Below are 13,441 nucleotides of genomic sequence, written 5' to 3'. Positions count from 1 at the left end.
GCGGGTGGGTCGCGTCAGTTGCTGTCGAGGGCGCGGAAGACGTCGTCGATGCGCGTCGGGCCCGCCGTGAGGTCCAGCAGCGGCACCCCCGAGTCGTGTGCCCAACCCAGCAAGCGGTGGAGGTCGTGCTGCAGGCTGAAGGTTTCGACGTGGAAGCCTCCATTGAGCGCGCCGATGATCGGCGGCTCGGGAGCACCGGGCGGGAGCGAGAAGGTGATCACCGCGGGCAGTGTCCGGGTGAGCTCTGCGACAGTGCCTTCCTGCCGCAGCGTGCCTTCGTGCATGAGCCCGATCCGGTCGGCGCGCTGCTGCGCCTCCTCCAGGTAGTGCGTGGTGAGCACGACCGTGGTACCGGTGTCGCGCAGCCGGTCCACGGCCGCCCACAGCGAGTCGCGGGACTGGATGTCCAGACCGGTGGTCGGCTCGTCGAGGATCACCAGGTCTGGGCCGCCGTAGACGGCAGTGGCGAAGTCGAGGCGGCGCTTCTCTCCGCCGGAGAGCTGGGCGACCCGGGTGGACGCTTTCTGAGTCAGTCCGGCGACGGCGAGGACCCTGCCGATGTCGTCTCGCCGTCCGCTGAGCGCCCCGACCAGGCCCACCGATTCCCGCACCGTGAGGTCGGGGGAGAAGCCGCTCTCCTGCAGCATGATGCCCATCCGCGGGCGAACTGCGTTGCGGTCCTGAGGGCTCGAGCCGAAGATCCGTACCGAGCCGGAGGCGGGAGGCCGGTGGCCCTCCACTACCTCCAGCGTGGAGGTCTTGCCTGCCCCGTTCGTCCCGAGCAGCGCGTAGAGCTCCCCGCGGTGCACCTGGAAGGACAGGTCGCGCACGGCCGTGAAGTCGCCGTAGGTGACTCTCAGGTCCTCGACGTCGATGACAAGGGAGGTGGTCATGGGTGTTCCTCTCGTGGCAGGGGATGCCTCCGCCCGTCCCGGGTCGAAAGGCCGGACGACGGACAGGTCGTCGGTCCGTCGCCGTGCCATCAGCCTCGCCCGACCGCCGTCGTCCCCGCGTCGGTGACTTTCACCGATGTACCTACCGTTGTGTCCCGGCGCGGCGGCTGGGGCGCTTGCGGAGCCGCTGCGCATGGGCGACACTCACCGTTCCTCTCCGCTCCAGACAGGGGGGTCGCCATGGACCTCGTGGGTCGGGTCGCCGAGCGGGCGGCCATCGATGAGTTGGTCGCGCGGGCACGCTCCGGACACAGCGGGGTTCTCGTGGTGCGCGGTGAGGCCGGCATCGGCAAGACTCTGCTGATGGACCACGCGGGCGCGACTGCGTCCTCCTCGGGTTTCGTGCTGGCTTCCTCGACGGGGGTGGAGGCCGAGCGGCAGTTCGCCTTCGCTGGACTGCACCAGCTGTGCGGTCCATTGCTCGGACGACTCGGCGCCCTGCCCGAGCCGCAGCAGACGGCCCTGGGCGTGGCGTTCGGCCGCCACTCCGGGCCCGCCCCCGACCGCTTCCTCGTGGGACTGGCCACCCTCAACCTGTTGGCCGAGGTGGGGGAAGAAGCACCGCTGCTGTGCGTCGTCGACGACGCGCAATGGTTGGACGAGGCGTCGGCACAGGTGCTGGCCTTCGTGGCGCGACGGGTGTCGGCGGAGCGGATGGCTCTCCTCTTCGCGCTTCGTGACTCCGGCCCGGGCGACGACCATGCCTTCACCGGGCTGCCGGAGCTGCGCCTCGAAGGACTCAGCGACGTCGAGTCCGAGACGCTCCTCGACAGGGTTGTCGCCACGCCTCTGGACGACGCGGTGCGCGCGCGCATCGCCGCCGAGGCGCGCGGCAACCCCTTGGCCCTGCTCGAGCTGCCACGGGGAGCATCGCCGGCACGCCTGGCCGGAGGGTTCGGGAGGCCGGACGAGCTCAGCGTGCCCCGCCGGATCGAGGAAGGCTTCCGCCGCCGCAGCGCAAGCCTCCCGATCGAGACCCGGTTGTTGCTGCTCGTTGCCGCGGCCGAACCCACCGGCGACTCCGGCGTGCTGTGGCGCGCGGCCTCCCGCCTCGGCATTCCGCGTGAGGCGGCGGCACCGGCTGAGGCCAGCGGACTCGTCGAGATGGGCACGCGGGTGCGCTTCCGACACCCGTTGGTCCGGTCGGCGATCTACCAGGCGGGCACCGCCCCGGACCGTCGTCGCGCCCACGGTGCCCTGGCGTCGGCCACCGACTCCCTCCACGACCCGGATCGACGAGCGTGGCACCGGGCGCAAGCCGTCCTGGGAACCGACGAGGAGACCGCTGCTGAACTGGAACGCTCGGCTGACCGGGCCCGGGTCCGGGGCGGCGTGGCGGCTGCGGCCGCGTTCCTGCAACGTGCTGCCGAACTGACCCCCGAGCCCTCCGTCAGGACGAGACGGGCGCTGGCGGCTGCCCACCTCAAGTACGACGCAGGTGCCCCCGAGAGTGCCCTGGCACTGCTGGATGTCGCAGAGGCCGGGCCCCTCGACGCGCTGCAGGCAGCCCGCGTCACCCTGTTGAGGGCGCAGGTGGCCTTCCACACCACCCGGGGCGGCGAGGTGCCGGGTCTGCTGGTGGAGGCAGCCCAGAGCCTGTCGAGCCTCGACCCGCGTCTGTCGCGCGAGACATACCTGAACGCCCTGGACGCGGCGCTGGTGAGCGGCGGCTCCGACCGGGGACTGCTCGAGGTCGCGGAGGCGGCACGACTCGCCCCCGCACCCCCGGGGCCTCCGCAGCCCTCGGACCTTCTGCTGGACGGGCTCGTGACGACCCTGACGTGCGGGTCCGCGGAGGGGACCCCCGAACTGCGACATGCCCTGAGTGCGTTCCGCGACGCACTCACGGACCCTGAGCAAGCCGAGGCCGGCGAGCGATGGCTGCGACTGGCCTGCCGCAACGCGCTGGCCGCCTTCGACGACGAGCTGCTCCACATCCTGGCCACCCACAACGTCCATGTGGCTCGCGACGCTGGTGCGCTGGCGAAGCTGCCCGACGCGTTGCGCTTCCTGAGCCTCACACTCGTGCTGACCGGCGAGCTGGACGAGGCCGGAGGGCTCGCCACCGAGGCGTCGGCGTTGACCCAGGCCACCGGCGGGGTGCAGGTGGAGCACGCCCACCTCATCCTCAGCGCCTGGCGAGGGGACCAGACGAAGACCACTGAGCTCAGGGACGTCATTGCGCAGGATGCAGCCCATCCGGACGGAGGTACGGAGGAGTCTCTCGCGCAGTACTCCCTGGCCGTGCTCCACAACGGACTCGGCAACTACGCAGCCGCTCACGAGGCAGCGGCGCGGGCGTGTGAGTCGCCCGAAGTGTCGCTCAGCAACCTGGCACACGTCGAACTCATTGAAGCCGCCGCCCGCGCAGGCCAGATGGAGCGTGCCGCGGAGGCGGCCGCTCAGGTCTGCTCCCGGGCCAGGGCCAGCGGCTCACCCTGGGCTCTCGGGATCGCGGCGCGTTCAGACGGACTGGTCAGCGCCGGAGCCGCGGCGGACGAGCATTTCTCGGAGGCGATCGCACAGCTGGGCCGCAGCCGGATGGGCGGCCTTCTCGCCCGCACCCACCTCGTCTACGGGGAGTGGCTGCGCCGCGAAGGTCGGCGCCGCGATGCCCGAGACCAACTCCGCACGGCCCACCAGCTCCTCGGCGACATGGGTGCGGGAGCGTTCGCGGCCCGCGCGGCTCGTGAGCTCCGCGCCACGGGCGAGCACCCACGCGCTCGGACCGCCCAGCCGGTCGACGAACTCACAGCTCAGGAACGTCACGTCGCCCGGCTGGTGGCCTCCGGAGCCACCTCCCGCGAGGTGGCCGCCCAACTGTTCCTGAGCCCGCGCACGATCGAGGCCCACTTGCGCAACATCTTTCGCAAGCTCGAGATCACCTCACGTCGGCAGCTCAGGGAGCTGCCGCTCTCCTGACCGACAGACCTAGGCAGTTCTCCCTGACGCGAACGAGCGGCCGGCGGCACGAGCATGGAGCCATCCGCAGAGAGCATCGAGACCAGGAGGAACCACCGCCATGGCCCACGACATCAAGGTCACCAGGAACCCCGACCGCAACCGCTACGAGGCCACCTTCGACGGGGAGAGCACGGTCGCTGGCTTCGTCGACTACCAGGAGACTCACGAGCTGATCGTCCTGACCCACACCGAGGTCGACCCGACCTTCGAGGGCCGCGGAGTCGCGAACAGCCTGGCTCGCGCGGCGCTCGACGACGTACGTCAGCGGGGCCTCAAGGCGCTCGTCACGTGCCCCTTCATCATCCGCTGGCTCCGTGGTCACCCTGAGTACCGCGAGCTGCTCCACAACGCGACGCCGACCGCAGGAGGTCGTTGACCGTGGCGCGCAGGACCTACACCGGCCCGTTGGTCGATGTCTCCTTCGACCGGGACGTGTGTCGGCACGCCGCCGAGTGTGTACGCGGGATGCCCCTCGTGTTCGACCCCAGCGCACGACCCTGGATCGACCCCGGACGGGCTGACAGCGCGGGGACCGTCCGCACCCTCTCGGAGGTGATCGCGCGCTGCCCGACCGGCGCGCTGCGCCTGGTGGAGCACGTGGGCGGGTGACGTGGTGGTGGGTGCGCTCAACGCAACAGGCCCTTGACCTGCGGAGACGCAGGTCAAGGGCCCGTTGCTGTGGTGAGGCTCAGATGTCGTAGTAGAGCTCGAACTCGTGCGGGTGCGGGCGCAGCTGCACGGGCGCGATCTCCTGGGTGCGCTTGTAGTCGACCCACGTCTCGATCAGGTCGGGCGTGAAGACGTTGCCCACCGTCAGGTAGTCGTGGTCGTCCTCGAGGGCGTCGAGGACGGCACCGAGCGAGGTCGGCACCTGGTCGATCTCGGCCATCTCGTCCGGCGGCAGCTCGTAGATGTCCTTGTCGATCGGGTCGGCCGGCTCGATCTTGTTCTTGATGCCGTCGATGCCGGCGAGCATCAGGGCGGAGAACGCGAGGTAGGGGTTCGCGGACGGGTCCGGGAAGCGGGTCTCGACGCGCTTCGCCTTCGGGTTCGTGCCCGTCAGCGGGATGCGGATCGACGCCGAGCGGTTGCGCGACGAGTAGACCAGCGAGATCGGGGCCTCGAAGCCCGGCACCAGACGGTGGAACGAGTTCACCGTCGGGTTGGTGAAGGCCAGCAGCGACGGGGCGTGCTTGAGGATGCCGCCGATGTAGTGGCGGGCCATCTCCGAGAGGCCGCCGTAGCCGGTCTCGTCGTAGAAGAGCGGCTCGTTGCCGTTCCACAGCGACTGGTGCACGTGCATGCCCGAGCCGTTGTCGCCGAAGATCGGCTTCGGCATGAAGGTGACCGACTTGCCGGCCTCCCACGCGGTGTTCTTGATGATGTACTTGAACTTCATCACGTCGTCCGCGGCCTTGAGCAGCGTGTCGAAGCGATAGTTGATCTCCGCCTGGCCGGCGGTGCCGACCTCGTGGTGGGCGCGCTCGACCTGCAGGCCGGAGGCCTCGAGGTTCTTCACCATGGTGTCGCGCAGGTCGGTGTAGTGGTCGTAGGGCGCGACCGGGAAGTACCCACCCTTGAGGCGGGTCTTGTAGCCGAGGTTGTCGCCCTCCTTGCCAGAGTTCCACCAGCCCTCGACGGAGTCGATGTGGTAGTACGACTCGTTGACGCCGGTCGAGTAGCGGACCTGGTCGAAGATGTAGAACTCGGCCTCGGGGGCGAAGTACGCGGTGTCGGCGATGCCGGTGGAGGCGAGGTAGGCCAGCGCCTTCTTCGCGATGTTGCGCGGGTCGCGGCTGTACTGCTCACCGGTGATCGGGTCGTGGATGAACATGTTCACGACCAGGGTCTTGGCTGCCCGGAACGGGTCGATGAAGGCCGTCGTCGGGTCCGGGAACAGGTTCATGTCGGACTCGTTGATGGCCTGGAAGCCACGGATCGACGACCCGTCGAAGCCCAGCCCGTCCTTGAAGACGGACTCGTCGAACGACGACGCCGGCACCGTGAAGTGCTGCATGATGCCGGGAAGGTCGCAGAAGCGGACGTCAACCATCTCGACGCCCTCGTCCTTGATGTACTTGAGCAGCTCATCGCTATTCGCGAACATTCATCCTCCTAGGCCATCCACTCGGGTGGTGACCGCCAGATCTGGGGAGTGGCGCTCGGTGCGACGGTGCACCGAGGTGCCCCGCAACCTATGCAGGGGCAGTTTCTTGACCGTATCCCGATTGTTTCAGCGACGTCACACGTGCCCGGTCTACGGCGCGTACGCCCGCCCTCGGTAGCCTTGACCGGTGCAGACCGCTTCCTGGACCCGCCGCATCCTCGCCCTCGTCGTCGACTGGTTCGCGAGCATCGGCGTGGTGATGCTCTTCCTCGGCTGGCAGGGATGGTTGGACAACCCGTCGTCAGGTCTCTACACGCTGGGCGTCTTCGTCCTCGAGTCCGCCTTCGGGATCGCGCTGGCCGGAGGCTCGTTCGGCCAGCTGGTCACCCGCCTGCGGGTGGTCCGGTTCGACGGCACGCCGCGCCCCATCGGCCTCCTGCAGGCCCTGCTGCGCCAGGTGCTCATCGCCCTCGTCATCCCTCCGCTGGTCTTCCGTCCTGACGGACGCGGCCTGCACGACCTCGCCGTCGGCTCTGCAGTGGTGCGACTCGAGGACCTGGCTTCGCCCTCCGAGTAGGCTCGCAGGGACGGTTCTCCCTTGCGAAAGGCTCCTCCCGTGCGCCGAACCACGACCCTGCGCCGCGCCGGTGCAGCCCTCGCCCTCCCGCTCGCGCTCAGCCTCGCCGCCTGCGGTGGCGACGACGACGCGAAGTCTGGCGCTGGCGAGGACTCCTCGTCGGTCGACAGCTCTGCCGCGCCCGACGCCAAGGACAGTGCCACTCCCGGTGAGTCGACGGGGCCTGACGGTGACTCCTCGGACGCGTCGTCGCCCGGCAGCCCCGTCGTCGCCGGAGCGAAGCCCGGCGACGACATCACGGCGAAGCAGTTCGGCAAGCTGCTCGCTGCGGCCTTCGAGAGGGCCACGACCGCCGAGGTCGAGATGACCAGCAAGGCCAAGGACTCCACGACCACGTTCTCCGGCGACATCGACTTCACCGGTGAGGAGCCGGAGCTCGCTCTCACGATGGTGGGTGGAGCCATGCCCTCGGGCCAGAAGGGCGACCTGCGCCTCGTCGACGGTGCGCTCTACCTGAAGACCGGGATGAGTGGCGACAAGTTCATCAAGATCCCTGCGTCCGACGTGGCCGGCGCAGGCCTGGACCTCAGCGCGCTGGATCCCTCGAAGACGGTCGACATGTTCGCCCAGGCCGCTACGAGCGTGAAGTACGTCGGTGAGGAGGAGGTCGACGGTGACGCGCTCCAGCACTACGCGCTCCAGCTCGACCCGTCGAAGATGAACCTCAACAAGGCCGTCCTGTCGCAGTACCCCAAGAGCATCGACTACGACGTCTGGTTCGACGCCGACGGACGGGTGCGCACGATCGACATGACGATCGGCAAGCTCGGCAGCACCTCCGTCACGTACGAGGACTGGGGCGACCCGGTCAGCATCAGCGCCCCGCCGGCCGACGACGTCATCGAGCGTCCCGACATGCCGGACTCGCCCGAGCAGGGCTGAGCACCCGGACAAAGGACGAGAGCCCGGGCCAGATGGCCCGGGCTCTCGTCGTACGTTGGGGTGTCGCTCAGCGACCGCGCATCTGGCCGCGCATGCCCTTCATGCTCGTCGGCACCGGGCCCTTGGGCATCGGGATGTTGGAGCGGTTGGCGTCCAGGGCCCGCAGGCGGTTGAGGATGTCGGTCATCTCGGCCGGCTTCACCTGGCGGCCGAGCTTCTGCACGTGGCGCAGCAGCTTGTCGAGGGGGACCTGACCCTCCTCCTTGCCGCAGACGACCTCGTGGATCGGGGTGTCGGCCAGGACGCGCTCGTGCTTGCGGCGCTCGTTGGTCATCAGGACCCGCAGGCGGGCCGGGCTGGACCCTTCACCGACCAGGACGATGCCGGGGGGCCCGACCACGCGGTGCACGACGTCCTGCTGCTTGGTGAAGCCGATGGCGGGGTCGACCTTCCACTTGCCTCGCAGCATGCCCAGTGCGGCGGCGGCGGCGCCGACCTGGCCGTCCATCTGGGCGTACGCGGCCTTCTGGGCGCGGCGGCCGAAGACGACCATCGCCAGCAGCAGACCCAGGAGCAGGCCGGTGACCGCGGCGAGGACCCACGTCAGGGGTCCGTCACCGGGAAGGGCGGCGACGCCGAAGAAGCCGACCAGGGCGCCGAGGAGTCCAGCGCCGAGGACCCACAGGCCCAGACGGGGGTCGGACTGCTTCGCCATCCGGTACGAACGCACCAGCTGCTGGCGACGGCTGAGGTCGGTGGTGACGGGGGTAGACATGTGGTGCCTTTGCTGATTCGACGGCCGGGGCCGGGTGGTGGATCGAAGGGTGACCGCTCAGGCAGTCGTGGACGCCCGGGCGTCCATGGCCTGACGGTACAGGCGCCCTGCGCGGTAGGACGAGCGCACGAGCGGACCGGACAGCACGCCGGAGAAGCCGATCTCCTCGGCCTCTGCCTGGAGCTCGACGAACTCCTCCGGCTTGACCCAGCGCTCGACGGGGTGGTGTCGCACCGACGGGCGCAGGTACTGGGTGATGGTGACCAGCTCACAACCGGCGTCGTGCAGGTCGTGCAGGGCCTGCGTCACCTCCTCGCGGGTCTCGCCCATGCCGAGGATGAGGTTCGACTTCGTCACCAGGCCGAAGTCACGGGCCTGGGTGATGACGTCGAGGGACCGTTCGTAGCGGAAGGCCGGTCGGATCCGCTTGAAGATGCGGGGCACGGTCTCCACGTTGTGGGCGAGGACCTCGGGTCGCGACTCGAAGACCTCCTGGAGCAGCTCGGGCTTGCCGTTGAAGTCGGGGATGAGGTTCTCGACGCCGGTGCCCGGGTTCAGCTCGTGGATGGCGCGGACCGTCTCTGCGTACAGCCAGGCGCCGCCGTCCGGCAGGTCGTCGCGAGCGACGCCGGTGATGGTCGCGTACCGCAGCTCCATCTTCTGCACCGACTCGGCCACGCGGCGGGGCTCGTCGCGGTCCAGGGCGGTGGGCTTGCCGGTGTCGATCTGGCAGAAGTCGCAGCGGCGCGTGCACTGGTCACCGCCGATGAGGAACGTGGCCTCGCGGTCCTCCCAGCACTCGAAGATGTTGGGGCAGCCCGCCTCCTGGCACACGGTGTGCAGGCCCTCGGCCTTCACCAGACCCTGGAGCGCGGTGTACTCCGGCCCCATCCTCGCGCGCGTCTTGATCCACTCCGGCTTCCGCTCGATCGGGGTCTCGGCGTTGCGGACCTCGAGGCGGAGGAGCTTGCGGCCATCAGGCAGGGGAGACGTCACGTGACGAAGTTTACGCCGGACGTCGACCCGGCCCAATCACGGGACGCCGGGGTGGATGCCCCGGCGCGCCGGACCCGCCGGGCACTCAGCTGCCGGGAGTGACGAGCTCGATGCGCGGCGTACGCCCGGGCTCGGGGCGCGGCTCGTAGTCGGGGGTCGCCTCGTAGGGCTGCCAGGCCAGGTAGTCGCCCACGTGCCGGCGCACCAGCGGCAGCACCTCGGCGACGGGCACGTCACGCCCGAGCTCCTTGCTGAGGGAGGTGACGCCCGCGTCGGCGATGCCGCACGGGACGAACCGGCCGTACCAGGACATGTCGACGTCGCAGTTCAAGGAGAAGCCGTGCATGGTCACGCCGCGGCTGACACGGATCCCGATCGCGGCGATCTTGCGCTCCGGCCCTCGAGCGTCGGCCTGCAACCACACTCCGCTGCGTCCGGGGACCCGCGCCGTGCGCACGCCGAGGTCGGCGCAGACGTGGATCAACGCCTCCTCGACCCGGCGGACGTAGTCGACGACCTTGACGTGGTCGGGCAGCGTCACGATCGGGTAGCCGACGAGCTGACCCGGGCCGTGGAAGGTGATCTTGCCGCCGCGGTCGACGTCGATCACGTCGGCGCCGCCCGGGTCGGCGGGGCGCTCGTGGGCGTCGGTGCGCTTGCCGGCCGTGAAGACCGGGGGGTGCTCGAGGAGCAGGACGGTCGGGGGCTGCGATCCCGCCACGACGCCGGCGTGCACCTCGCGCTGCAGGTCCCAGGCTTCGAGGTAGGGCACGGCCGCCTCGCCGAATCCGGCATCTCGGAACTCCAGCGTCATGGGAGTCAATGTAACCCTGTGGATGACGGCCGGCGTCCACGCCCCGATCCCGGCAGGGTGGGGCCATGTCACTCACGCGTACGGCACTGACGGGGCTCGTGGCGGCAGTCCTGTGCGTCGTCGGGAGCGTCGTGATCTGGTTGTCGGGGTCGCGGGGTGCTCCACCCTCGGCTCCCGAGCAGGAGAAGGCCCAGGAGCCGGTGGAGGTGCTGCGGGCCTGGGACGAGGCCCGCGCACGTGCTTGGCAGACCGGTGACGTACCGGGCCTGCGCGCCCTCTACGTCACGGGGTCACCGGTCGGGCGCCGGGACGTGGCGATGCTCCAGGCGTACGTCGAGCGAGGACTGGTCGTGGAGGGCCTGACCACCCAGCTCCTCGAGGTGCGCGAGGTGCACGTGGGGTTCGACCGACTCGTGCTCGACGTCACCGACCGGGTGCACGCCGGCACGGTCGTCGGCGACGACGTACGCCGGGTGCTGCCTCGTGATGCGCCCTCGCTGCGCCGCGTCACGCTCCGGTGGGGCGAGGGGGAGTGGCGTGTGGCCAGGGTCGTCCACCGCGCGGGTCGGGGCGAGACGTGAGGCCCCCGCGTGGCTCAGCGGTGCAGTCCTGCGGCAAGGACCTCGGCCACGGTCGGGTCGGAGAAGTCGAAGCCCGCGGTCTCGAGGGCGGCGGGGACGGCGCGGATCGACCCCAGCACCTCGGGGGCCATGGCGCCTGCCGCCGGCTTCAGCGCGAAGTCTGGCACGCGCAGGCGGGCCCGTCGGCCCACGGCGGTAGCCAGCTCAGCGGTGAACTCGGCGTTGGTCGGTGTCTGGGGGGCGCAGAGGTTGAAGGCGCCCGCCAGGTCGCGCGACTCCGCGAGGAAGGCGGTGGCGGCGGTCCAGTCCCGCAGCGAGATCACGGGGAAGTACTGCTGACCCGAGCCGAGGCCTGCGCCGAGACCGACCTTGAACAGCGGAGCCAGGACGCTCAGCGGCGCTGCCTCGCGGTCGAGCACCGGCGCGGTCCGCAGGATGCAGACGCGTGCACCGGCCTCGACGGCCGGAGCCGTGGCCTCCTGCCACTCACGCGTCACGCGGGTCAGGAGTGCGTCGCCGAGGCTCTCGGACTGCTCGGTGACCGGGGAGTCGCCGTGGTCGCCGTACCAGGAGATGCCGTTGCCGGCCAGGAAGGCGGGCGGGCGCTCGCACCGGCTGATCGCCTCGGCCAGCACCGAGGTGGTGGTGACGCGGCTCTCGCGCAGCGCGCGGGCCCACGAGGAGGAGTGGGGATTGCCCATCGTGGGGGCGCCGGCGAGGTTGACCACCACGTGCACGCCCTGGAGGACGCTCGGGTCCAGCCGGCCGTCGTAGGGGTCCCACCGGATCTCGTCACGTCCGGGGGCACGACGCACGAGGGCACTCACCTGATGTCCGTGCCCGCGCAGCAGGCGGAGGAGGTGAGTGCCCAGGAAGCCGGAGGACCCGGCGATCACGATGCGCATGGGGCCAGCCTGTCAGGTGACTGGTCGGCCGGCCCCATGCGTCGTGGGTGGATCAGATGTCGAACTGACCCGCCTCGAGGCGCTGCTTGACGTCGCTCAGGAAGCGAGCCGCGTCGGCACCGTCGACCAGGCGGTGGTCGTAGGTCAGCGCGAGGTAGACCATCTGGCGCACGGCGATGGTCTCGCCGAGCTTCGGGTCGGTGATGACGACCGGGCGCTTCACGACCGAGCCGGTGCCGAGGATGGCCACCTGCGGCTGGTTGAGGATCGGGGTGTCGAAGAGGGCGCCACGGCTGCCGGTGTTGGTCAGCGTGAAGGTGCCGCCGGAGAGCTCGTCGGGACCGATCTTGTTGTTGCGGGTGCGGTCGGCGACGTCGGCGATCTTGCGTGCCAGGCCAGCGACGGAGAGGTCGCCCGCGTCCTTGATGACCGGCGTGAGCAGGCCCTTCTCGGAGTCGACGGCGATCGCCAGGTTCTCCTTGTCGAAGTAGGTCACCTCGCCCTTGTCGATGTCGATCTGGGCGTTGAGCACCGGGTGCGCCTTGAGCGAGTCGATCGCAGCCTTGGCGAAGAACGGCATGAACGAGAGCTTCACGCCCTCGCGGGCGAGGAAGTCGGCCTTGATCGCGTCGCGCTGGCGGGCGATGTCGGTGACGTCGACCTCCACCACGGTGGTGAGCTGGGCCGCGGTCTGCAGCGACTCGACCATGCGCTGGGCAATCACCTTGCGCAGGCGGGTGAGCGGCTCGGTACGTCCGCGCAGCGGCGACACGGCCGGGGCGCTGGGCGCTGAAGGAGCGGAAGCAGCCGGAGCAGCTTCGGCCGCGGGAGCAGCCGGTGCCTTCGCCGCAGCAGCGGCGTCGAGCACGTCCTGCTTGCGGATGCGCCCGCCCACACCGGTGCCGGTGAGGGTGGTGAGGTCGACGCCGTTGTCGGCGGCGAGCTTGCGCACCAGCGGGGTCACGTAGGCGCTCTGGTCGTCCTCACGCGAGGGCTTGGCCTCGGCGGGAGCAGCGGCCTGGGCCGGAGCCGCGGGCTTCTCCTCGGCCTTGGCCGGAGCCGCAGGCTTCTCCTCGGCAGCAGGTGCGGCCGGCTTCTCCTCGGCGGGGGCGGGCTTCTCCTCAGCCGCAGGCTGGGCGGGAGCAGCGGGCTTGGCCGGCTCGGCGGGGGCAGCAGCGGGCGAGCCGGAGCCGACCAGCGCCAGCTCGGCGCCGACCTCGACGGTCTCGTCCTCGGCGACCTTGATCTCGAGCAGGGTGCCGGCGACGGGCGAGGGGATCTCGGTGTCGACCTTGTCGGTGGAGACCTCGAGCAGGGGCTCGTCGACGGCGACGGTGTCACCGACCTGCTTCAGCCAGCGGGTGACGGTCCCCTCGGTGACCGACTCGCCCAGGGCGGGAAGCGTCACGGAGGTGGCGTCGCCGGCGTCGGCGGCGGGTGCCTCGGCGGCGGGTGCCTCGGCGGCGGGGGCCTCCTCGGCGGGGGCCTCCTCGGCGGGGGCCTCCTCGGCGGGGGCCTCAGCGGCGGGAGCCTCCTGAGCGGGAGCCTCCTCAGCGGGAGCCTCGGCGGACGCACCACCCTCGCCCTCCTCGCCGATGACGGCGAGGACAGCCCCGACCTCCACGGTGTCGTCCTCGTTGGCCCGGATCTCGAGCAGGGTGCCGGCGATCGGCGAGGGGATCTCGGTGTCGACCTTGTCGGTGGACACCTCGAGCAGGGGCTCGTCGACGGCGACGGTGTCACCGACCTGCTTCAGCCAGCGGGTGACGGTTCCTTCGGTGACGGATTCGCCGAGTGCGGGGAGGGTGACTTCGGAGGCCATGGGTG

At 70.4% G+C, this 13,441-nt stretch carries 13 protein-coding genes; 6 read left to right on the top strand and 7 right to left on the bottom strand.

What is annotated here, in order from left to right; all coding sequences use genetic code 11:
• Window positions 1-14: 14 nt before the first annotated feature.
• Window positions 15-893: an ABC transporter ATP-binding protein gene (locus FCL41_RS09910; RefSeq protein WP_137065874.1), complete on the bottom strand. Its 879-nt coding sequence runs from the start codon at window positions 891-893 to the stop codon at window positions 15-17.
• On the opposite strand from FCL41_RS09910, the gene FCL41_RS09905 reads away from it, so the two are divergent.
• The 3 genes from FCL41_RS09905 to FCL41_RS09895 all read left to right on the top strand — a co-directional run bounded on the left by FCL41_RS09905 (window position 804) and on the right by FCL41_RS09895 (window position 4,526).
• Window positions 804-3,875, top strand: a complete 3,072-nt coding sequence (locus tag FCL41_RS09905; RefSeq protein ID WP_338088618.1) for an ATP-binding protein — start codon at window positions 804-806, stop codon at window positions 3,873-3,875. The genes FCL41_RS09910 and FCL41_RS09905 overlap by 90 nt on opposite strands.
• Before the next feature lie 100 nt (window positions 3,876-3,975).
• Entirely contained in the window at window positions 3,976-4,293 is a 318-nt protein-coding gene (locus FCL41_RS09900) for a GNAT family N-acetyltransferase (RefSeq protein WP_137065872.1), read from the top strand.
• 2 nt (window positions 4,294-4,295) lie between these two features.
• Window positions 4,296-4,526: a (4Fe-4S)-binding protein gene (locus tag FCL41_RS09895; RefSeq protein WP_137065871.1), complete on the top strand. Its 231-nt coding sequence runs from the start codon at window positions 4,296-4,298 to the stop codon at window positions 4,524-4,526.
• 79 nt (window positions 4,527-4,605) lie between these two features.
• Here FCL41_RS09895 and glnA read toward each other — a convergent pair whose 3' ends face one another.
• The gene (gene glnA / locus FCL41_RS09890; RefSeq protein ID WP_137065870.1) at window positions 4,606-6,024 is read right to left on the bottom strand and encodes a type I glutamate--ammonia ligase; all 1,419 of its coding nucleotides are present in this window, start codon (window positions 6,022-6,024) and stop codon (window positions 4,606-4,608) included.
• A 187-nt stretch (window positions 6,025-6,211) separates the two neighbouring features.
• Here glnA and FCL41_RS09885 point away from each other — a divergent pair, with 187 nt between their 5' ends.
• Together FCL41_RS09885 and FCL41_RS09880 are read left to right on the top strand one after the other, a co-directional pair.
• Window positions 6,212-6,601 (top strand): RDD family protein, encoded by a 390-nt coding sequence (locus tag FCL41_RS09885; RefSeq protein WP_137065869.1) that lies wholly within the window; start codon window positions 6,212-6,214, stop codon window positions 6,599-6,601.
• A 39-nt stretch (window positions 6,602-6,640) separates the two neighbouring features.
• Entirely contained in the window at window positions 6,641-7,543 is a 903-nt protein-coding gene (locus FCL41_RS09880; RefSeq protein ID WP_137065868.1) for an SCO4651 family lipoprotein, read from the top strand.
• A gap of 67 nt (window positions 7,544-7,610) precedes the next feature.
• On the opposite strand, the gene FCL41_RS09875 is transcribed toward FCL41_RS09880, so the two are convergent.
• From FCL41_RS09875 to lipB, 3 genes are all read right to left on the bottom strand, one after another.
• Window positions 7,611-8,318, bottom strand: a complete 708-nt coding sequence (locus tag FCL41_RS09875; protein ID WP_137065867.1) for a DUF4191 domain-containing protein — start codon at window positions 8,316-8,318, stop codon at window positions 7,611-7,613.
• 57 nt (window positions 8,319-8,375) lie between these two features.
• Window positions 8,376-9,314 (bottom strand): lipoyl synthase, encoded by a 939-nt coding sequence (gene lipA, locus FCL41_RS09870; protein WP_170970250.1) that lies wholly within the window; start codon window positions 9,312-9,314, stop codon window positions 8,376-8,378.
• Between the two features lie 85 nt (window positions 9,315-9,399).
• Window positions 9,400-10,128 carry a lipoyl(octanoyl) transferase LipB gene (gene lipB, locus FCL41_RS09865; protein WP_137065866.1) on the bottom strand — a complete coding sequence of 243 codons (729 nt, stop codon included), beginning with the start codon at window positions 10,126-10,128 and terminating at the stop codon, window positions 9,400-9,402.
• A gap of 65 nt (window positions 10,129-10,193) precedes the next feature.
• Between lipB and FCL41_RS09860 the strand changes: the two genes are divergently transcribed.
• Window positions 10,194-10,709: a hypothetical protein gene (locus FCL41_RS09860; protein ID WP_137065865.1), complete on the top strand. Its 516-nt coding sequence runs from the start codon at window positions 10,194-10,196 to the stop codon at window positions 10,707-10,709.
• A gap of 14 nt (window positions 10,710-10,723) precedes the next feature.
• Here FCL41_RS09860 and FCL41_RS09855 read toward each other — a convergent pair whose 3' ends face one another.
• Both FCL41_RS09855 and sucB read right to left on the bottom strand, forming a co-directional pair.
• Entirely contained in the window at window positions 10,724-11,614 is an 891-nt protein-coding gene (locus FCL41_RS09855) for a TIGR01777 family oxidoreductase (protein WP_137065864.1), read from the bottom strand.
• Between the two features lie 52 nt (window positions 11,615-11,666).
• Window positions 11,667-13,436 (bottom strand): 2-oxoglutarate dehydrogenase, E2 component, dihydrolipoamide succinyltransferase, encoded by a 1,770-nt coding sequence (gene sucB / locus FCL41_RS09850; RefSeq protein WP_137065863.1) that lies wholly within the window; start codon window positions 13,434-13,436, stop codon window positions 11,667-11,669.
• Window positions 13,437-13,441: the final 5 nt, after the last annotated feature.

The sequence above is a fragment of the Nocardioides jishulii genome, assembly GCF_006007965.1.
In the GTDB taxonomy this organism is placed as follows: Bacteria; Actinomycetota; Actinomycetes; order Propionibacteriales; family Nocardioidaceae; genus Nocardioides; species Nocardioides jishulii.
The sequence above is the reverse complement of the archived record's forward strand: the minus strand, read 5'-3'. Positions and strand labels throughout refer to the sequence as shown.

Coding starts and splice junctions, on each gene's coding strand:
- FCL41_RS09910 (WP_137065874.1), bottom strand. CDS start 893: ATGACCACCTCCCTTGTCATCGACGTCGAGGACCTGAGAGTCACCTAC.
- FCL41_RS09900 (WP_137065872.1), top strand. CDS start 3,976: ATGGCCCACGACATCAAGGTCACCAGGAACCCCGACCGCAACCGCTAC.
- glnA (WP_137065870.1), bottom strand. CDS start 6,024: ATGTTCGCGAATAGCGATGAGCTGCTCAAGTACATCAAGGACGAGGGC.
- FCL41_RS09875 (WP_137065867.1), bottom strand. CDS start 8,318: ATGTCTACCCCCGTCACCACCGACCTCAGCCGTCGCCAGCAGCTGGTG.
- lipB (WP_137065866.1), bottom strand. CDS start 10,128: ATGACGCTGGAGTTCCGAGATGCCGGATTCGGCGAGGCGGCCGTGCCC.
- FCL41_RS09860 (WP_137065865.1), top strand. CDS start 10,194: ATGTCACTCACGCGTACGGCACTGACGGGGCTCGTGGCGGCAGTCCTG.
- FCL41_RS09855 (WP_137065864.1), bottom strand. CDS start 11,614: ATGCGCATCGTGATCGCCGGGTCCTCCGGCTTCCTGGGCACTCACCTC.
- sucB (WP_137065863.1), bottom strand. CDS start 13,436: ATGGCCTCCGAAGTCACCCTCCCCGCACTCGGCGAATCCGTCACCGAA.